The sequence below is a fragment of the Brevundimonas sp. genome, from assembly GCF_030704825.1.
GTDB lineage: Bacteria > Pseudomonadota > Alphaproteobacteria > Caulobacterales > Caulobacteraceae > Brevundimonas.
Map to the genome: position 1 here is coordinate 11,149 of NZ_JAUYNX010000009.1, position 18,449 is coordinate 29,597.

General features: G+C 71.2%; 21 protein-coding genes. 18 read left to right on the forward strand and 3 right to left on the reverse strand.

Annotation, left to right across the window (positions count from 1 at the left end):
• The 3 genes from Q8Q71_RS03375 to trbB are packed head-to-tail and all read left to right on the forward strand — an operon-like array spanning position 1 to position 3,273.
• Positions 1 to 1,881 carry a type IV secretory system conjugative DNA transfer family protein gene (locus tag Q8Q71_RS03375; protein ID WP_305758229.1) on the forward strand — a complete coding sequence of 627 codons (1,881 nt, stop codon included), beginning with the start codon at positions 1 to 3 and terminating at the stop codon, positions 1,879 to 1,881.
• The gene (locus Q8Q71_RS03380; protein WP_305758230.1) at positions 1,868 to 2,317 is read left to right on the forward strand and encodes a hypothetical protein; all 450 of its coding nucleotides are present in this window, start codon (positions 1,868 to 1,870) and stop codon (positions 2,315 to 2,317) included. Before Q8Q71_RS03375 ends, Q8Q71_RS03380 begins: the two co-directional genes overlap by 14 nt.
• The gene (gene trbB, locus Q8Q71_RS03385) at positions 2,317 to 3,273 is read left to right on the forward strand and encodes a P-type conjugative transfer ATPase TrbB (RefSeq protein WP_305758231.1); all 957 of its coding nucleotides are present in this window, start codon (positions 2,317 to 2,319) and stop codon (positions 3,271 to 3,273) included. The genes Q8Q71_RS03380 and trbB overlap by 1 nt, the downstream gene beginning before the upstream one ends.
• A gap of 168 nt (positions 3,274 to 3,441) precedes the next feature.
• Here the strand turns inward: trbB and Q8Q71_RS03390 are convergent, their stop codons facing one another.
• Entirely contained in the window at positions 3,442 to 3,921 is a 480-nt protein-coding gene (locus Q8Q71_RS03390) for a hypothetical protein (RefSeq protein ID WP_305758232.1), read from the reverse strand.
• Between the two features lie 71 nt (positions 3,922 to 3,992).
• Positions 3,993 to 5,354 carry a Fic family protein gene (locus Q8Q71_RS03395; RefSeq protein WP_305758233.1) on the reverse strand — a complete coding sequence of 454 codons (1,362 nt, stop codon included), beginning with the start codon at positions 5,352 to 5,354 and terminating at the stop codon, positions 3,993 to 3,995.
• A 601-nt stretch (positions 5,355 to 5,955) separates the two neighbouring features.
• Between Q8Q71_RS03395 and Q8Q71_RS03400 the strand changes: the two genes are divergently transcribed.
• From Q8Q71_RS03400 to Q8Q71_RS03460, 13 genes are read left to right on the forward strand one after another with little or no spacing between them, the layout of a single operon-like run.
• On the forward strand, positions 5,956 to 6,276 hold the full coding sequence (locus Q8Q71_RS03400) for a TrbC/VirB2 family protein (RefSeq protein ID WP_292062131.1): 321 nt from the start codon (positions 5,956 to 5,958) through the stop codon (positions 6,274 to 6,276).
• Positions 6,276 to 6,539 carry a VirB3 family type IV secretion system protein gene (locus Q8Q71_RS03405; RefSeq protein ID WP_305758234.1) on the forward strand — a complete coding sequence of 88 codons (264 nt, stop codon included), beginning with the start codon at positions 6,276 to 6,278 and terminating at the stop codon, positions 6,537 to 6,539. The genes Q8Q71_RS03400 and Q8Q71_RS03405 overlap by 1 nt, the downstream gene beginning before the upstream one ends.
• A gap of 7 nt (positions 6,540 to 6,546) precedes the next feature.
• Positions 6,547 to 8,985: a conjugal transfer protein TrbE gene (trbE, locus tag Q8Q71_RS03410; protein ID WP_305758235.1), complete on the forward strand. Its 2,439-nt coding sequence runs from the start codon at positions 6,547 to 6,549 to the stop codon at positions 8,983 to 8,985.
• Complete coding sequence (locus tag Q8Q71_RS03415) at positions 8,936 to 9,682, forward strand: conjugal transfer protein TrbJ (RefSeq protein ID WP_305758236.1); 747 nt, start codon at positions 8,936 to 8,938, stop codon at positions 9,680 to 9,682. Before trbE ends, Q8Q71_RS03415 begins: the two co-directional genes overlap by 50 nt.
• A 12-nt stretch (positions 9,683 to 9,694) precedes the next feature.
• Positions 9,695 to 11,104, forward strand: a complete 1,410-nt coding sequence (gene trbL / locus Q8Q71_RS03420) for a P-type conjugative transfer protein TrbL (RefSeq protein WP_305758237.1) — start codon at positions 9,695 to 9,697, stop codon at positions 11,102 to 11,104.
• A gap of 1 nt (position 11,105) precedes the next feature.
• The gene (gene trbF / locus Q8Q71_RS03425) at positions 11,106 to 11,789 is read left to right on the forward strand and encodes a conjugal transfer protein TrbF (protein ID WP_292066875.1); all 684 of its coding nucleotides are present in this window, start codon (positions 11,106 to 11,108) and stop codon (positions 11,787 to 11,789) included.
• The gene (locus Q8Q71_RS03430; protein ID WP_305758238.1) at positions 11,768 to 12,820 is read left to right on the forward strand and encodes a TrbG/VirB9 family P-type conjugative transfer protein; all 1,053 of its coding nucleotides are present in this window, start codon (positions 11,768 to 11,770) and stop codon (positions 12,818 to 12,820) included. The genes trbF and Q8Q71_RS03430 overlap by 22 nt, the downstream gene beginning before the upstream one ends.
• Positions 12,817 to 13,983 carry a TrbI/VirB10 family protein gene (locus Q8Q71_RS03435; protein ID WP_305758239.1) on the forward strand — a complete coding sequence of 389 codons (1,167 nt, stop codon included), beginning with the start codon at positions 12,817 to 12,819 and terminating at the stop codon, positions 13,981 to 13,983. The genes Q8Q71_RS03430 and Q8Q71_RS03435 overlap by 4 nt, the downstream gene beginning before the upstream one ends.
• A complete protein-coding gene (locus Q8Q71_RS03440) occupies positions 13,980 to 14,489 on the forward strand; it encodes a S26 family signal peptidase (protein WP_305758240.1) in 510 nt (169 codons plus the stop codon). Before Q8Q71_RS03435 ends, Q8Q71_RS03440 begins: the two co-directional genes overlap by 4 nt.
• The gene (locus Q8Q71_RS03445) at positions 14,483 to 15,085 is read left to right on the forward strand and encodes a lytic transglycosylase domain-containing protein (RefSeq protein WP_305758241.1); all 603 of its coding nucleotides are present in this window, start codon (positions 14,483 to 14,485) and stop codon (positions 15,083 to 15,085) included. The genes Q8Q71_RS03440 and Q8Q71_RS03445 overlap by 7 nt, the downstream gene beginning before the upstream one ends.
• A complete protein-coding gene (locus tag Q8Q71_RS03450) occupies positions 15,082 to 15,369 on the forward strand; it encodes a hypothetical protein (protein ID WP_292069271.1) in 288 nt (95 codons plus the stop codon). Before Q8Q71_RS03445 ends, Q8Q71_RS03450 begins: the two co-directional genes overlap by 4 nt.
• On the forward strand, positions 15,362 to 15,562 hold the full coding sequence (locus tag Q8Q71_RS03455) for a hypothetical protein (protein ID WP_292061954.1): 201 nt from the start codon (positions 15,362 to 15,364) through the stop codon (positions 15,560 to 15,562). The genes Q8Q71_RS03450 and Q8Q71_RS03455 overlap by 8 nt, the downstream gene beginning before the upstream one ends.
• Positions 15,559 to 15,984: an AlpA family transcriptional regulator gene (locus Q8Q71_RS03460; RefSeq protein ID WP_305758242.1), complete on the forward strand. Its 426-nt coding sequence runs from the start codon at positions 15,559 to 15,561 to the stop codon at positions 15,982 to 15,984. Before Q8Q71_RS03455 ends, Q8Q71_RS03460 begins: the two co-directional genes overlap by 4 nt.
• A 164-nt stretch (positions 15,985 to 16,148) precedes the next feature.
• Here Q8Q71_RS03460 and Q8Q71_RS03465 read toward each other — a convergent pair whose 3' ends face one another.
• Positions 16,149 to 16,526 (reverse strand): hypothetical protein, encoded by a 378-nt coding sequence (locus tag Q8Q71_RS03465; protein WP_305758243.1) that lies wholly within the window; start codon positions 16,524 to 16,526, stop codon positions 16,149 to 16,151.
• A gap of 328 nt (positions 16,527 to 16,854) precedes the next feature.
• Here Q8Q71_RS03465 and Q8Q71_RS03470 point away from each other — a divergent pair, with 328 nt between their 5' ends.
• Both Q8Q71_RS03470 and Q8Q71_RS03475 read left to right on the forward strand, forming a co-directional pair.
• Positions 16,855 to 17,562, forward strand: a complete 708-nt coding sequence (locus Q8Q71_RS03470) for a hypothetical protein (protein WP_305758244.1) — start codon at positions 16,855 to 16,857, stop codon at positions 17,560 to 17,562.
• Positions 17,563 to 17,564: 2 nt separating this feature from the next.
• Entirely contained in the window at positions 17,565 to 18,449 is an 885-nt protein-coding gene (locus Q8Q71_RS03475) for a CsgG/HfaB family protein (protein WP_305758245.1), read from the forward strand.

The following is an 18,449-nucleotide window of genomic DNA, read 5'->3' on the forward strand; positions in this document are numbered from 1 at the left end:
GTGCCGGCGCGGGTCGTCCTGTTCGGTCTGGGGCTGCTGCTGGGATTGCAGGCGGCGACCCAGCTGTTCGCCTGGACCTATCACTGGGCCTCGGCGCTGGGCCCGGCGCTGCGGGTTCATCCCGACCTGGCCCTCTATCCGCCCTGGGCGATCCTGCTGTGGCGCGTGGAATTCGGGGACGAGGCCCAGACGGCGCTGGCGCGCGGCGCGCCGCTGATCCTGCTCGGCGCCGCCGGCGGCCTGGGCCTGGGTTCACTCGTCGGCGGCGACGGGTCGGTGCGGCGGGTCCGGGGCTGGGGCGGACTGGCCGAGGCCCGCCGCGCGGGACTGCTCGAACCGGCCGGCGCGGTGCTCGGCCTGTTGCGGGGACGGCTGCTGGCGACGACCGATCTTCGGCCGACCCTGGTGACCGGCGGCACCCGCAGCGGGAAGGGGCGGGGCCATGTCACCCCGACCCTGCTGTCGTGGCCGCAGAGCGTGCTGGTGCACGATCCCAAGCGCGAGCTCTGGCGGATCACGGCCGGCTGGCGGTCCCGGTTCTCGCATGCCCTCTATTTCGATCCCCGGGATCCGGCGTCCACGCGCTGGAACCCGCTGGCGGAAATCCAGCCCGGCGCGAGCGAACTCGCCCAGGTGCAGCGGCTGGTGGCCATTCTGTCCGATCCCGGCGGCGCGCGGGATGACGAGGCGATCTGGGACAAGGCTGCGTCGGAGATCCTCGAGGCGGTGATCCTGCATGTCCTCCATGTCGCCGCCGACGACGACAAGACACTGCTCAAGGTGCGGGAGCTTCTGGCCGATCTCGACGAGACGGTGGATGTCATGGTCAGGACCCTGCACGACCGGGGACCGGACGGCGCGCCGCGGACCCATCCGTTCATCCGCACGGCGGTCAAGGGCTATGCGGCGATGCACGACCGGTTCCGCACCTCGGTCCAGGGCACGGCGCGCTCCTATCTCAAATGGCTGGCCGGAGCGGATGTCGAGCGGGTGCTCTCGGCGTCGGACTTCGCCCTGGGCGACCTGATGTGCGCCGAGGCGCCGGTGTCGCTCTATGTCCAGGTGGCCCCGGCGGACGCCGCCGCGCTGCGGCCGCTCGTGCGATTGATGTTCTATGCGGCCGCCCAGGCCCTCACGGCGGAGGAGACCAGGGACGCGACCGGCCGGGAGAAACGCCACAAGCTTCTGATGGTCATGGACGAGTTTCCGCTCCTGGGGCGGCTGGCCTTCTTCGAGAAGTCGCTGCGTCTGATGAGTGGTTACGGGGTCAAGGCGATGTTCGTGGCCCAGTCGCTGAACGACATCGTGGAGACCTACGGGACCCATAACACCATCCTCGACAACTGCGCCGTCTACACCGCCTTCTCGGCGCTGGATCCCCTGACCCAGGACAAGGTGTCCAGGCTGACGGGGTCGGTGACCGAGACGCGCGTCAGCCGCAGCTCGCCCGCCGGCCTGGCCTCGGGCCGGAGTTCCGTCTCCCGGGCGGAGGTCGAGCGGCCCCTGCTGGAGCCGGGCGAGATCCGCGCCCTGCCGGACGACCGGCAGCTGGTCTTCGTGGCCGGCTGCCGCCCGCTGCGCACACACAAGCTTCTGTACGACCGGCGCGAACCGTTCCGCAGCCGGGCCGATGCGCCGGCGCCGGACCAGGCACGCCGTGTCGACACGCCGGGCCGCCGTCCGCATCCGTGGGCCGGGCGGCGCAGTCTCGGCGAGGACGCGGCGGCGAGCCTGCCCCTGTTCAAGGAGGTGGCCGCCGCCATGGACGACAAGAAGGCGGCGGCGCGGGCGGCCGACATCTACGGGCGGGTGGCGCAGGAGATGGCGGCCCAGCAGGCCGCCCTCGACCAACTTCAAGGATTGAGCGATGGCCAGGACTAACCGCCAGACCAGCCGGGTGCAGGTCTATCTCAACGACCCCAAGATCGTCTCGGGCCTGAACCGGGAGGCGCGCAGCGGGCGGATGCCCCTGAGCCAGGCGGCGGGACGCGCCATTGCGCGCGGCCTGCTCAAGAGCCCGCAGGCCGATCCCGAGGATCGCCTGCTGCGGCTCGAACGATCGCTGCGCGACCACATGCGTTCGACGGCGCGCGACATGCAGATCATCCAGGAGCTGCTGATCGAGGTGGCGCGGGCCTTCTTCCTGCGCTTGCCGGACGCGGTCGTGGATCAGGATCCGACGGTGCAGGCGGCGGTGGACCGGCGCATCGAGCGGCTGCTCGACGCCACGGCGGCCCGGATCGTCGCCGGCCGGTCCGATCGCGACGCGGCGCCCGGACCGGCGCGGGAGCCCCGCTCGTTTGAGGCGCCGAACTGATGGCGACCCACCCGATCGTCGCCGAGCGCAAGCTGGAGGCGCTGCGGCACGCCCTGGGGCCGACGGTCCTCGCCGCCCTGGAGGAGCCGGCCGTGGTGGAGATCCTCGCCAACCCGGACGGTCGCCTGGTGCTCGACCGGAGCGGGGAGGGGCGTCAGGACACCGGCCAGTCCCTCTCGCCCGAGGCGCGCGAGCGCGCCATCAAGCTCATCGCCGACTATGTCGGAGAGACGGTGGCGCGCGAGGATCCGCGTCTGTCCGGCGTCCTGCCGGGAACGGGCGAACGGTTCCAGGGATTGCTGCCCCCGATCGTCGCGGCGCCGGCCTTCTCGATCCGCAAACGCCCCGCGGTGATCTGGGGGCTGGCCGACTATGTCCGCGACGGCGTGATGACGGAGGCCCAGGCGGACGCGCTGCGACAGGCGGCGGCCGAACGCCGCAACATCCTCATCTCCGGCGGCACCGGCTCGGGCAAGACCACCCTGGCCAATGCGGTGCTCGCCGAACCCGCCTTCGCCGGGGACCGGGTCTTCCTGATCGAGGATACGCCGGAACTGCAGTGCTCGGCCTGGGACGTGGTCCCGGTGCTGACCCGGCGCGCCCCGGTGGCCATCGGCGTGGTCGATCTCGTGCGTGACGCATTGCGGATGCGCCCGGACCGGATCGTGGTCGGGGAGATGCGCGACGGCGCCGCCGCGCTCGAGACGCTGAAGAGCTGGAACACCGGCCACCCCGGCGGTCTGTCGACGATCCACGCCAATTCGGCCGGGGACGTCCTGCGGCGGGTGGAAGATCTGCTCATCGAAGTGGTCGCCCGGCCGCCCCGGCGCGCGATCGCCGAGGCGGTCGACCGGATCGTGCATATCCGGCGCACGGCCGAGGGCCGACGGGTGGAGGCCGTGCTCGGCGTCGAAGGTCTTGAGGCGGATCGTTACCTGCTGACGCCGCTCGCGTGAGGACAGAGCGCGCCGGCGCTATGCTGCTTCCTGGTGGACCGCTGACATCGCGACGCCGGGAGAAGCGCTTCGCCGCCGCGGCCTTTTGATGCCGGGCGCGGCCACGCGCCGGACCGGTCGGTCAGGAAGCCAATGTCCCGGCGTGGTCGTCCCGGGCGCAGCGCCGCTTTACGACGGCCAGACGGCGCGCAGCCCTTCCACCAGGTGGTCGCGCCGGTCGGGCGCGAGCTGGTCCAGCTTTCGTTGCTTCCAGCGCACCGCCGGCAGGTCGGCGATGCCCGGCAGGCCGATGAGGTCCCAATCCGGTTCGCCGGTTTTGAAGCCGACCAGGAATTCGCGATGGGCGGTCGGCATGTCATCGACGATGATCGTGATCAGGGCTTCCCGCGCGGCGATCAGTTCGTCGAGGCTGACCGGCGCCTGCGTCATGCCGACGAAGCCTCGCCGGAACTCCTCGGCGATATCCTTGCGGCGCGGGCGCAGCCCTTCGGCCATGGGGCGAGGGTGGCTGATCAGATAGGCGATGTTGGCTTTTCCAGACCCGCTGTTTGAGCACCCGGAGTGTTCAAACTCCCGTATTGCCAAACGACCAGCCTTGGAACCTTGGCCGGGTCTGGGGAGAAGGGATGAAGACAAAAGTCCGATCATGCTGGAGCAAGGCGGCGTCGCCGTCAGCTGGCCTGATCCCGCGCGGCGACCCGGCCCCGCGTCCGTGATCGCTAGGCGTAGAGGCGTGGAAACAGGACGTCGAGCGTATCGGCCGGGAAGCGAAGCGAGACGGGTCCTTTCGGCGTATCGGACACGAGGAGCTGGCGTTCCGTCAGTTCCTTGAGGATGCGCCGGGCGCTGCGTTCGGGAAGGCGGGTCACGCGCTCGGCCTCGCCGCGGTCGAGTTCTCCCCGGATGAGGGTTTCCTGAAGCAGGGCGTTGGCCTCCGCCGGGAGACCCGAGATCAGAACATATTTCGTGAGGCGGTCGGACAGGCCGTTCAGTTCGAACAACTCTCCCATGTACCGGACCTGCTCGAGACAAACCTCCAGGAACCAGGTGGTGAAGGACTCGAGTTGAGTCAGGGACAGATGCCCCCTCCCGTCACGGTCCCTGCGGCGGACCTCGTCGGCTCGCGCCATGTGACGCTTGTACTCGGTCCGTCCTTCCGGTCCCGGATCAAGGCCCCGAGCCAGTCCCCGCGAGATCGACCACAGTCCGTGAGCCCCGATTCCGGCTTCATGCGCCATGGCGTGACTCATCAGCCGTCCAACGCGGCCGTTGCCGTCGGGAAACGGATGGATCCAGGCAAACCTGTGGTGGGCGGTGGCCATCGCGACGATCCGGCTGGACCGGCCCGGGCCCACGCTGATCAGCTCCTCTCCGGGCGCCGGCTGGAAGGCGAACCGGCGATGGAAATGGGCCATGAACGCCGGCACCTGCTCGGAGGCGGGCGGGAGATGATCGCCCACCTCGACATCCTGGTCGGCGCCACGGCGCCATTCTCCGGGCGTCATGAGGAAGGTGTGGCGAGCCCCCTTGATGGTCAGCATGGCCTCGGACGCATCCGCATAGAAGTCACGGTGAAGACGCTGCAGGAATGCGGGATCTGCGGGATCGGGGAGCATGTGATCGGCGGCCAGGCGATCGATCTCCTGCTGAACGCGATAGTGGGCGACCGCCTCCGCCTGGAGATCCCGCTTGTCCGCATCGGAGACCCCGGCCAGCGCCCTTTCGATATCCCGGGGACGGGTGTTATGGCCCTCGATCAGGTTGCTGTAATAGGTGTTCATGATCCGGACGAGATCGGCCAGGTGACGCGCGGTCTTCGGATGGAGGCCCACGCCGAGCTCCGCCGACCGCGCGGCGAGGTCGGCGACGAGATCGGCGATCCTCGCCGGGAGCGTTTCGAGACGAGCGGGCTCGATACGGGTTGGAGACTCGGGAACTTCTGGCATTTTGGCCGATCTTTCGGCGTGGAGTGATCCGCCACCCATATCCCGGCACTGTCTATAATGTAAGGCGTTTGAGGCTACAGAAGGCTCCGCCTTGCCAGTTTGGCCGATCTTCTGGCCGATCTTCTGGCCGATCATTGACGCGGTCGACAGGGTAAGGCGATCAATCGCACCGTCTGCAGACGGCCGTCCACGGCCTTGGGCAATGGAGCGCCGGGACGGGCTCGTTCTGGTCCGGCCGTCGCCAGGCCCAGCCGGGGAATATGGCGCGCGCAGCCCTGCGTGTTCCCCCGCGCGCCGAACTGCCGCTTCCGAACGCCGGGAGGACCAGGCGCACGGTCAGGGCTGCGCCCGACGCCATCGACAACAGGGAGGCCCGCGAATCGACACCGTCGTTCGCGCCTCTGTGAAGCGCGCGGATCCGAAGGCGGGGTCCCCGTTGAAGGGACGGTCCGATCGCCGGGACCGGCTGTTCTGAACCGTGGATATCGGAAGGGAGGCCGGCCAAAGTCCGGCGCTGCCGAGGTTTGGTCAAACGTCGCCGAAAGTCGTCGGACGGGTCGGGAAAGGTCATGGCCACGACCCGGGCAAAGTCGTTTGCCGAGTTAAACCAAGTCGTCAGCAAGTCGCATACAAGTCGTTGAAATTATTTGATCAAATGACGTTGACAGGCGGGGATTTTATCTGCTTGCAATGAGTCGCGGCGCGGTGACCTGCGCTGAAACAAAGGAAGCAGATCATGCAATGGAGACTTGGGCGCCGCCTGTTCGGCGCAGCGATGACGTGCGGCCTGATGCTGGCCGGACCGGCCCTGGCGGGAGGCTCCGGCATGCCGTGGGAAGGGCCGCTGCAACAGGTGGTGCAGTCGATCACCGGACCGGTGGTCCAGGCCGCCGCCGTCGTGGCCGTGGTCGTCTTCGGCGCCGGCATCGCCATGAGCGAGAACGGCTCCTCGATGCGGCGCGGCCTGGGCATCATGTTCGGCCTGTCGATCGCTTTCGCGGCCTCGACCTTCTTCCTCGACTTCTTCGGCTTCGCCGGCGGCGCGGAGATCGGGTGATGGACCCGCGGCCGGATGGGTGGGAGCTGCCGGTGGCCCAGGCCCTGGCCGAACCGGTGCTGATGGCCGGCATGCCGCGCGACTACGCCATCGCCATGGGCACGATCGCCCTGGTGCTGGGCCTGGCGCTGCGGATCTGGTGGCTGGGCCTGCTGTGGTGGGCTGTCGCCCATGCGATCGGCCTGGGGGCGGCGCGGTCCGACCGGCGGTTCTTCGATGTTCTGCGCCGGCATCTGGCGATGCCCGGTCATCTGGACGGGTGAGGGCGCGATGCGGTTCCTCGACGAACATCGCCGCCGTCCCGCCGCGCTGGCCGACCACCTGCCCTGGGCCGCGCTGGTCGCGCCCGGGGTGGTCCTGAACAAGGACGGGTCCTTCCTGACCGCCTTCCGGTTTCGCGGGCCCGACCTGGAGTCCTCGACCGAGGACGAACTGATGGCGGTGCGCGCCCGGCTCAACAACGCCCTGAAGCGGCTGGGATCGGGCTGGTGTCTGCACATGGAGGCGCGCCGTCGTCCCGCGGCGGCCTATCCGGAGAGCGCCTTCGACCTCGACGTCGCCTGGCTGCTCGACGCGGAACGACGCAGCCGCTTCGAAACCGCCGATCCCGCCTTCGAGACGGACTTCCGGCTGGCCCTGACCTGGCTGCCGCCCGCCGACGAAACCCGCCGCATGGAGCGCTGGCTGTTCGACGGCCTGGCCAGGGGCGGCCACGACTGGCGGCTGTCGCTGGCGGTTTTCGGCCGCGAGGCCGATACGACGCTCGACCTGTTGTCCGACGCCCTGCCGGAGATCGAACGGCTTGATGACGCGGACCTTCTGACCTGGCTGCATGACAGCGTCTCGCCCCGGGCCTTCGCGGTCCGGCCGCTGGAGACGCCGATGTTCCTCGACGCCTGGCTCGCCGACGCCGGCCTGACGGGCGGGGTCGCGCCCCGTCTCGGCGATCGCTGGCTCAAGGTGGTCTCGGTGCGGGGCCTGCCGTCGGCGACCCGGCCCGGACTGCTCGATGCCCTTGGCGCCCTGCCGTTCGAATACCGCTGGACGGCGCGTTGGATCGGCCTCGACAAGCCCGAGGCCGAGCGGGAGATCGTCAAGCTGCGCAAGCGCTGGTTCGCCAAGCGCAAGGGCGTCGGCGTGCTGCTTCGCGAGGCCATCACCAAGGAGGAGGTGCCGCTTCTCGATACGGATGCGGCGTCCAAGACCGAAGAGTGCGACGGCGCCCTGGCGGCGCTCGGCGCGGAGTCCTGCGCCTTCGGCTATCTGACCCTGACCGTCGCCGTGCTGGACGCCAGCGAGAACGGAGCCGCGGCCAAGGCCCGGGCGATCGAGGCGGCGCTGAACGCCCAGGGGCTCGTGGCCCGGATCGAGGATCTCAATGCGGTGGAGGCCTGGCTGGGCTCTCTGCCCGGCGAGCCCTATGCCGACGTGCGTCGGCCCCTGGTGTCGACCCTGAACCTGGCCGACCTGCTGCCGGTCTCCGCCGTCTGGGCGGGGCCGGCTGGGGACGCCAACCTGGACGGGCCGCCGCTGGCGACGGCGCGCACGACCGGCGCGACTCCGTTCCGGCTGGTGCTGCATGTCGGCGACGTCGGCCACGCCATGGTCGTCGGGCCGACCGGATCGGGCAAGAGCGCCCTGCTGTCCTTCCTGGCCCTGCAATGGTTCCGCTATCCGGACGCCCGGGTGGTCTTCTTCGACAAGGGCCGGTCGGCGCGCGCGGCGACGCTCGCGGCCGGCGGCCGCTGGCGGGCGCTGGAGCCCGGGGCGCGGTTTTCGCTCCAGCCGCTGGCCCGGATCGACCGGGAGGACGAGCGGGCCTGGGCCGCGGAATGGATCGCCGAGACCGTGCGCCTGGCCGGGCTGGAGCCGGTCCCCCGGGTCAGGGAAGAGATCTGGGTGGCGCTGTCGGCGCTCTCGGAGGCGCCGGTCGCGCAGCGGACGCTGACGGTGTTCTGCGCCCTGGTTCAGGACAAGGCGGTCGCCGCCGCCCTGGAGCCCCTGACGCTGAAGGGCCCGCACGGCGCGCTGCTGGACGGGGCGGGCGAGACCCTGGCGCCCACCCGGTTCGACACCTTCGAGCTGGAGACCCTGATGGGGACCCCGTCGGCCGTGGCGCCGGTGCTCTCGGCCTTGTTCCACCATCTCGAACAGGGCTTCGACGGCCGGCCGACCCTGTTGGTCCTCGACGAAGCCTGGTTGTTCCTCGGCGAGACCGCCTTCGCGGCCCGGATACGGGAATGGCTGAAGACACTGCGCAAGAAGCGGGTCTGCGTGGTGTTCGCCACCCAGAGCCTGGACGACGTGGCGGCCTCCTCGATCTCGGCCAGTCTGATCGAAAGCTGCCCGACCCAGGTCTTCCTGCCCAATCCCCGCGCCCTGGAGCCGTCGTCCGCCGAACTCTACCGGGGCTTCGGCCTGAACCGGCGCCAGCTTGAGCTGATCGCCTTCGCCACGCCCAAGCGGGCCTACTACTGGCGCCAACCGCGCGGCCGGCGGCTGTTCGACCTGCGCCTGACCGGCGTGGCCCTCGCCCTGTGCGGCTCAAGCGCGCCGGAAGACCAGACCCTGATCGACGCCCTCCTGGAGCGATCGGGACCTGACGACTGTCGACCGGGCGGCTTCGCCCGCGATTTCCTCAAAGCCAAGGGAGTGCAAAATGTGGATTCCGTTTTCGACGCCTTCGCCCGTCCGCTCGCGGCCGAATAGGTCCATCCAGATCCTGGCCGTCAGCCTCGTCGCCGTCAGCCTGCTGGGCGCCACGCCGGCGCCGGCCCAGCAGGTGGTGTTCGACCCGCGCAATCACATCGAAAACGCGCTGCAGGCGGCGCGTCAGCTCGAGAGCCTCGCCAACGAGGCGCGCAGTCTGGCGGCCTCGCCCTACAGCCACCTGACGCAGTCGAGCCAGTCGCTGCGGGACATGGCCGAGCTGGCGCGGACGGCGCGCGGGATCGCCAGCTCGGTCAGCGGTCTGGAGCAGCAGTTCCGGAGTTTGTACCCCGACGATCTGTCCGGCTCGGACATGCTGAGCCTGCTGGAGCAGGGCGAGGCGCGCACGGCCAACGCCCGGCGCACCGCCGAGGACGTGGCGCGGACGGCCGCCGAGCTGGAACGGCTGGGGCAGGGCCGGCCGCAGAGGCTGGCCGGGGCGCTCTCCGCCAGCCAGGCGGCGACCGGCCAGACGGCGGCGGTCCAGTCGTCCAACCAGCTTCTGGCCGTGCTGGCCGAAGACCTGGCGGCGCTGCGCACCATCATGCTGGCCCAGTCCCGGCTGATGGCCGAGGCCACGGCGCGCGACGCGGCGGACCGCGCCTCCGGAGACGCCGCCCGGCGCCAGCGGTGGGGCCGTCAGGCCGCCGCGCCGGCCGCGCCGCGCTTCGATCCCTTGTCTCACGCGAACGACTGAGGGAGCGGGGCGATGACGGTCGGAGTGGAAACGCCCAACGAGCTGATGGTGGTGTTTTCCGACACCATCTCGGCCGGGTTCGACGCCCTCCAGGGTTCGGTCAACGGCGTGTTCGGCCTGCTCATCGTCCTGGTCGTCGCCCTGACCGGCATCCAGTGGGCGCTGTCCTCCAACCGGGAGGTGCTGGCCTCGGGCTTCGGCAAGGTGCTGCTGATCGGCGCCTTCGCCTGGCTGATCAACGACTGGCAGCGGCTGTCCGAGACCCTCTATGCCGGCTTTCTGGAGCTGGGGCTGACGGCTGGCGGCGGCTCCCTGAGCCGGCAAGAGTTCCTCAACCCGGGGGCTATCCTCGCCCAGGGCTGGGAGATCGTGAAGGCGCTCGGGGAGACGCCCGCGCCGGTCGACAATCCGCTCGACGTCGTCGGCAACATGGCGGACGCCCTGATCCTGGGCCTGGCCATGATCGGCATCATGCTGGCCTTCGCCGTGCTGGCCCTGCAGATCATAGTCTCCCTGCTGGAGTTCAAGATCGTCACCCTGGGCGGCTTCGTGCTCCTGCCGTTCGGGATCTGGAACAAGTCCGCCTTCCTCGCCGAACGGCCGCTGGGTTATGTCGTCTCGTCCGGGTTGAAGGTCCTGGCCCTGGCGATCGTCGTTTCCGGCGCGCGGACGATCTTCGATCAGCTCCAGCCCTCGGCCAATCCCGATATCTACGAAGCCCTGACCATCCTGGTGGCGGCCATCCTGCTGGCCATGCTGGCCCTGTTCATCCCCAACCTGGCCTCGGCCCTGGTGACCGGAGGACCGGCGCTGGGCGCCGGCGCGGCGCTCACCGGAGCGCTGGCCGTCGGCGGGGCCGGCGCCCTGGCCGGGGCAGGGATCGCCGGCGCCGGCGCCATGGCGGCCGGCGGGGCCGCCCGCCTCGCCGCACCCGCGCGCGCCGCTGCGGGGGCCGGGTCGGGACGCCCGCCCGCGCCGCCGAACCCGCAGGGGCCGTCGACGCGTAAGCCCTCGAACGACAACCCGCCGCCGTCCGGTCCCCGCCGTCCGTCAGGCGGCGCCGTGACCGCCTCGGCGGGGACGAGCGGTGTCGGCGAGCGCGCCGTCGCCTGGCGACCGCAGACCGCGTCGGACAGCGCCGCGAACGGAACGGCCGCGGACGAAACCCCGCCGGCGAGCGGGCCGGCGGCCTCGAAGGACGCGCCAGGCCGTTCGCCCGGGACGATTGCCGGGGAGGCCCAGGCCGCCAAGGCGGACTTTCACCGGGCCGCGTCGAGGCCGGCGACGGCCACGGGCGGAGGCCCGCGGGGGCGGTCCGCGGCCCTGCAGGCCTTCTTCGTCGCCAACACCGGCCGCGGTCTGCTCCCGGCCGGGGAAACCAGCGGCGTCCTGTCGCCCAATCTGAAGACCGAGGAGTCCTGAGATGCACCCCTTCTTCCGGCCCCGACGGGCCCTGGCGTCCGCGCCCGACCAGACGCCGTACCAGCGCGCCGGCCAGGTCTGGGACGACCGGATGGGCCTGTCCCTGGCCCATGCGCGCAATTGGCGCCGCATCGCCCTGGCCAATCTGGCGCTGGCTGGTTTCCTGGGCGCCGGCTGGTGGGTCCAGGCGGACCGGGCCGTGGTGAAGCCCTTCGTGGTGGAGGTGTCCGACTGGGGCGAGACCCAGAGGATCACCGCCATCGGCGGGCGCTATGAACCGAACGAGGCCCAGATCGGTCACGCCCTGGCCGGCTGGGTTCGCGATGTCCGTTCCAAGAGCATCGATCCCATCGTCATCCGCCAGAACTGGCTCCGGGCCTATGACCTGATGACGCCCAAGGCGGCGTCCTTTCTCAACGCCTGGGCCCAGACCCACGACCCGTTCGCCGAGGTCGGGCGCGAAGCGGTCAATGTCGAGATCCTGAACGTGGTCCGCCGGACGGACCGGACCTTCGACCTGCAATGGCGCGAGACCCGCTTCGTCAACGGCCAGTCGGCCGGGGCCGAACGCTGGCGGGCCCTGATCACCACCACGATCCAGCCGCCCCGCACGGAGGCCGAGCTGATGAAGAACCCCCTTGGACTGAAAATCGAGGACGTATCATGGACCCCCGACGCCTCCTGATCCTGGCCGCCCTGGGCCTGTCGCTGTCCGGCTGCGCGGTCTTTCGCGATGGCCTGCGGCCGGCGGCCGCCCTGATGGGGCGCACGACCGCTTCGACGCCCATGGACGTCCTGGCATCGACGCCGGTCATCGAACCCGAACCGGCCCTCGCGGTGGCCGAGGGTCCGCAAGGCCGCTCGCCGACGGAGCGGGCCTATGAGGCGGCGCCCGTCCGCGCGGCGCCGGCCGCGACGGTCCCATCAGACGCACGGAATGTGCCGGCCGGCGCGACCGGGCGGCAAGCCATCGCCGCGGCCAATGCGACGGCGCGCGCGCCGTCCCGCCAGGACGCCTTCGTCGGCGGGGTCCAGGTCTTCACCTGGTCGCCCGGACGCGTGTTCGAGATCTGGACCGCGCCTCTTCGCGTCACCACCCTGACCCTGGCGCCGGGGGAGACCCTCGTGGCCAAGGCGGCGGGGGACACCGTGCGCTGGCAGATCGGCGAGGCGGTCTCGGGCGAGGGGGCGGGCCAGCGGACCCATGTGCTGCTCAAGCCCCTCGAACGGGGCCTGGAGACCAACCTCGTCCTGACGACGAACAGACGGGTCTATCTCATTGATCTGAAAAGCGGCGCGACCGACGCATTCAATGCCGCCGTCGCCTGGGACACGGACGCGATCCTCGCGGGCGGCGCCCCGGAGGATGCCATGGCGTCCGTCCCGGCGCGCGGCGGCGAGCCCGTCGTGATGCCGGAGGGCGAGCTCGACGCCCGCTACCGGATCGATCCCCAGGGCCGGCGTCCGCGCTGGACCCCGACCTCGGTGTTCAACGACGGCCGGCGGACCTTCATCACCTTCCACGCGGACCTTCAGGTGGACGAGGCGCCTGTCCTGTTCGTCATCGCCCCCGACGGAGAGGCCCAGATGGTCAACTACCGGCAGGTCGGCGGTCTCTATGTCGTCGATCGGGTGTTCGACCGGGCCGAGCTTCGCCTGGGCGACCGCCGGCCCCAGATCGTCCGCATTCGCCGTCTCGCAGGAGTCCGGTCATGACCAACCTCGATCCTCTCCACACGGCCCGGCCCGACGTTGCGCCCAAGGAGCCGGCGCCGGGCCTGAGCACCCGGGCGCCGCGCCCCCACGCCGTGCGCCTGCGCAAGTCCGTGGTCCAGCTCATCGTCATCGGCGGGGCGGTGCTCGTGTCGGGCTCCCTGGCCTGGGCCTTCGTGGTCCAGCCGGAACTGCGCGACAGCGCCCGCGCCCGTCAGGCCGAGGCGCGGGAGGACCAGGCGCGCGGCGTGGTCCGCCCTGCGGAAGCGGTGACGGACCAGCCGGCGACCTACGATCGCCTGCCCGAGCCGCGCACGGCGGACCACCCGCCGGCGACCGAGGCCGCCGCGACGCCGGGCCCGTCCAGACGGTCCGCCGACGCCTATGCGCCCGCCTACCGGCCCGCGTCGGCGCCGAACGCCCGCGGACCCAGCCCGCGCGAGCAGGCGGCGCGGTCCGGGCTGTTCTTCGAGGACGCGCGAGCCCAGGCGGCGGGCTCAAGGGCGGCCGCGCCGGCGCCGGGCGGCGATCGGTCGCCGGTCGCCAACCCGGACTATGGCGCGATCTACAACGGCCATGCGCTCGTGGCGCCGCTTTCGCCGTTCGAACTCAAGGCCGGCGCCATCGTGCCCGCGGCGCTTCTGACGGCCGTGGACACCTCGCGCGCCGGACCCGTGATCGCGACGGTCACGCAGAATGTCTATGACTCCGTAAGCGGCCGTCACCTGCTGCTGCCCCAAGGCACGCGGCTGGTCGGCACGTCCGAGGGCGAGAGCGCCTATGGCGATCGCCGGGCCTTCCTCACCTGGCAACGGCTGATCCTGCCCAATGGCAAGAGCCTGATCCTGACCGGCGAGCCGGGCGTGGACGCGCAGGGCGCCGTGGGCGTGCGGGGTCAGGTCGATCGGCGTCTGTGGCCGCTCCTGGTCGGGACGGTGTTCGCGGGGGCCATCACCACGCTCGGCCAGATCGCCCGCGACGACGACGGGGGCTCGGGCGGCCTGCTCGGCGACGCCGGCGACGCGGCGGCCATCGAGGGCGCCCGGGTCGGGGGGCGGCTGGTGGACCGCGAGCTGGAGGTCCGGCCTTCGATCCGGCTGAGGGCCGGCGCGCCGGTGCGGGTGATGATCACCCGGGACCTGATCCTGGAGCCGTACCGTCCATGACCCGGCTCCTGAAATCGGTCCGGCTTTGGGGGGCGATCGCCGCCCTCGGGCTTTTGGCAGGCGCGGCCAAGGTCGCCGATCGGAGCCCGGCCCTGGCGCTGGTCAACGAGAGCCCGAGCCTGCCCCGCGGCGTCTATCTGAGGCGGCCGGGGGCCGAGCCCGGCCTAGGCGCCGTCGTGGCCATCCCGCAGCCGGCCGGGGCGCGGCCCTATCTGGCGGCGCTCGGCATGCCGGCGGACGTGCGCCTGATCAAGCGGGTCGCCGCGGTCGGCGGCGACGCGGTCTGCGCGGACGACGGCGTGGTCCGCACGCCGGCCGGTCGGGTGCGCGCCCTGGCGCGCGATCGCCGGGGCGCGCCCCTGGCCGCCTGGGCGGGATGCCGGCGGCTGGCCGACGGCGAGCTCTTCCTGCTGGGCGACACCGCCGGGAGTTTCGACAGCCGCTATTTCGGGCCGGTCGCGCGGTCGGGGGTGGACGGCGTCTACCGGGAGGTTCTGACATGGTGAGACTAGCCTGCCTGGCCGCGATGGCGGCGGCGGTCGCGGGGCCGGCGTCGGCCCAGGCCGTGAACTGGCGCGACGCCGGCGGCGATCTGTTCGGCCGGCCCGCCGAGGCGGTCGCCGAGGAGGTCCCGGACAGCCTTGAACCGGCGTGGATCGCGCCCCTCAGCCAGCCTTTCCAGGAGGCCGTCGCCGCGGCCGCGGCGAGGCACGGCCTGGATCCCAAACTGCTCCACGCCCTGGTGGTGACCGAGAGCGCCTACAGGCCCGACGCCCTTTCGCCCGTCGGCGCGGGAGGACTGACCCAGCTGATGCCGGGCACCGCCCTGGAGCTCGGCGTCCGCGACCGCTTCGATCCCGTCGAGAACCTGCGCGGCGGCGCGGACTATCTGGCGCGTCAGATCCGGCGGTTCGGTGATCTGCGGCTGGCGCTGGCGGCCTACAATGCGGGTCCGGCCCGCGTCGCGCGGCTGGGGCGAGTGCCGGATATAGCCGAGACCCAGGCCTATGTAGCGACGGTCGTGGACTGTTACCTGGCGCTGACGGCGGGGCAGGGGATCACCAGTTCGACCCAGTGTCGCCCGCGCGGAGCGGGGCGATGATCGGGGAAACGGAGACGGAGGCCGGGCCCGGGGTCTCGCCGTGCGGGGACGAGGACCTGCTGACGCGGGCGGAGGCGTCGGCCTTCCTGGCCCAGTTCGGCATCCGGCTGAAGCCGTCCACCCTCGCGCGGCTGTGGTCGACCGGCGGAGGCGGTCCGCCCTGCCGTCACGTGCGGTCCAGGCCCCATTATCCGCGCGGCCTGCTGCGGGAGTGGGCGCGATCGCAGATCACGGACGTCCGCACCGCCGCGCCGCCGGCGGCGAGAGGGCGCCGCCGTGGCTGACCATGGGATCAGAACGCCGCCGCCGCCGCCGACGGTCGCCGGTCTGCTGGCGGACCCGGCCGCCAGCTTCGCGATCAAGGATGTGGCCCGGCGATGGGCGGCGCGCGACTGCGTGGACGCCGCGACCGACGCCCGAGTTCTTTGCGAGGTGTTCGAGGCGGCGGCCGACCGGATGTTCGGAGGCGCGTCGTGACGTTCGAACCTGAAGGCGGACCGGTCGAGACGGGCGGGCCGGAAGACCGGTTGCTGCCCTGGGATCGGGTCCGCGACGTCACGGGTCTCAGCCGGTCTACCGCGTGGCGTCTGCAGCAGGTCGGGGATTTTCCGGAACCGGTGCGCATCTCGCCCAACCGGGTCGGCTGGTGGGAAAGCGAGCTGACCGCCTGGAAGGCGACGCGGACCGTCCGCGGGCTTCCGCACCCCAAGCCGCTGGCCCGGCCCCGGGAGCCGAAGCTGATCCAGACCGCGCGATCGCCGCGCCCGCAAACGGCGCAGCAAACTCCGGTCCCGGCGGCTAAGGCCGTACACGAGCCATCGAACGCTGCTGCGCTGGCGACCCGGCCCCGACGGCGGAAACGGCAGACGTCGGTCGATCAGATCGACTTCGGCTTCTAGGCCGGCGGGCTCAGCGACGTCGTCGGACCCAGCCAAGGACTGGCTTGTCGATCTGCCTCAGGTGTCGCTTCCAGGGAGGTTGCTCGCCTTGACCATGGGGTGAGGCCCTGGATGCCAAAGGGCGACGGCGGGTCGGCTGACGGCGTCGTTCCAGTCCGCCGCCGCTAGCGGGGCGTCCCGTTCTGACGCCCCCATCGGTCGAAGATCTCGACCCGTCCGCTGAGCATCACCGTGCCCAGGCTCGCGCCAACCGGGAACAGGTAGGCGCCCCGGGCGTCAGGCCCGACCGGCCGTCCATCGACAGTGAGCGTCAACTGCCTGTTTGGCGGGCAGGTCTGTCGGGGAGCGCAGGCCGTTGAGACCACGTATTCACCCCGCTCGACCCTCACACGCGCCGAGAAGCGGCCCTCCCGATCCGTGGTCGCGACCACAATCACCGAGCCACCGGGATTCTTGCCCAGTTTGACATCGACTCCGGGGATCGGCTCGCCCGGGCTGACCGCCGCCCCGGAGACCGCCAGGGCGAGGCCGATGAGGGCCATGAGTCTGAGTCTCGATGTCATGCTGGATTACCCGCAAGGCCGTATCGGCCGCCGTTTGCGGTCGGACAACGCTGGTCACCGGGAGGCCTCGCTGTCAATGCAATGTGTCGTCCAGTCGCGAGAGTCCTCCGGCCCGACAGGCGTTCAGGCCAAATTTGATGAGGGTCCTCTTCGAGCCGGGATTGGCGTTCTGCATGGGCCTCCAGACGACGACTGTCGCTGGACCCACGCTCCGGGTCCTGACTATTAAAGCCGCATTGACAGCCAGGCTGAACCGTGACCAGCCTGAGAAACCGCCGATATTCAAGCGGATACGGGAACTGTCCTCATGACGTCGCGAGTGGGTCTGCTCGGGCTGGCCAGTCTGGCGTGCCTGGCGCTGTCGACATCCGTCGCCGAAGCCCAAACGACGCGAAGCACCGGAGGCGTCGTCTTTTCGGACATCACCATCTCCTCCATGCACGGTGGTCGCGCAATCGCCACCACCCGTACCGACCGGCAGGGCGGCTTTCGCTTCGATCTGCCCGCGGGTGACTACGACATCTGTCTCAACGGACCTGGCCTCAGGTCAGCGATCGACCGCTCCGGCGGCGGCCAGGGTGAGGACCGTATCATCGGGGTCCTGATCGGACTGCTGTTGCCGGCGGTCCAGGCCGCACCCGCTGAGCGGCGACTGACCTTCCCCGGAGCCGCCTCGGGACCGGCCCAGGACGGACGACGCGGCCCCTTGCCGGCGGCTCGGGACCTGTGTTTCCCCTACACAGTCAACGCGGGCCCCGGGCCCGCTGACGAGGTCGTGACGCGCAGCACCAACCAGCCCATCGTAACCCGGGACGTCGACAATTTAAGCCAAGCTCCCGCCGATGGTGGACGCGCCGGCGGCGTCCGGGTGGCGGTGGGCGATGTAAACGGCGACGGACGTGCTGACCGACAGGTCGATCCGCGCATCCCGCCCCCCGGGTCCCCAGCGACCCACGCGCGCCCCGCGGCGCCTCAAACCGTGACCGTCGCCGGCGCCGTCAGGCTGGTGCGATGACCATGACCCCCGCACGTTTGAACAGACGCCTGATCCTTACCGGCGCGACCTTGGTTGTGGCCGCCGCCGCCGCCCGGGTCGAGGCCCGGCCCCAGAACCGCGTGGCCTTTGACGGGTTGAGAAAGACCATCGCGGTCGACACCTTCCTGGCCACCGAGGCGGTCGGCGGCTCGGTCACCGCCGAGGGCATGACCGCCATGCTGACCCAGGCCCTGGTCGAGGACGGCCGCTTCCTGGTGATCGAGGGGTCAGGCGGGGGGATGGAGGCCAGCGCCATCGTGCGCGCCGCCGTGACCAAATATGAAGCGGCGGCGGGCGGCGGCGGGCTGAGCATCAGCGGCGGCCCGCTGGGCGGCCTGCTGGGCGGCCGGGCCAGCACCCGCAGCCAGACCGCGGTGATGGAGATCGCGCTGCGCCTGATCGACGCCGCCAGCGGGCAGGTCGTCTCGACCTCCAGCGCCCAGGGACGGGCCTCGTCGCGCACCTCGGAGGCCGGATTGGTGGAAAGCTGGGGCGGCGGGCGACTGGGAGGCGAGATCTTCCGCGCCACCCCCATCGGCCAGGCGGGCCAGGACGCCATCATGAAGGCGGTCGATCAGATCGCGGGCGGAATGCGCGCGGTGGAATGGTCGGCCCTGGTGGTCGATGCCGCCGACAGCGGCGTCTATCTGAACGCCGGAGCCGACCGCAACGTCCAGTCCGGCCTGACCCTGAGCGTCTGGCGGCCCGGCCGCACCCTGACCGATCCCGGCACCGGCGAGGTGCTGGACGTCGAAATGGCCCGCGTCGGCCGGGTCCGGGTCGAGACGGTGCGCGCACGACTGTCGATCGCCAGCGTCATCGACGGCGAGCCGCCGATGCGCGGCGACGTGCTGAAGGCGGACTAA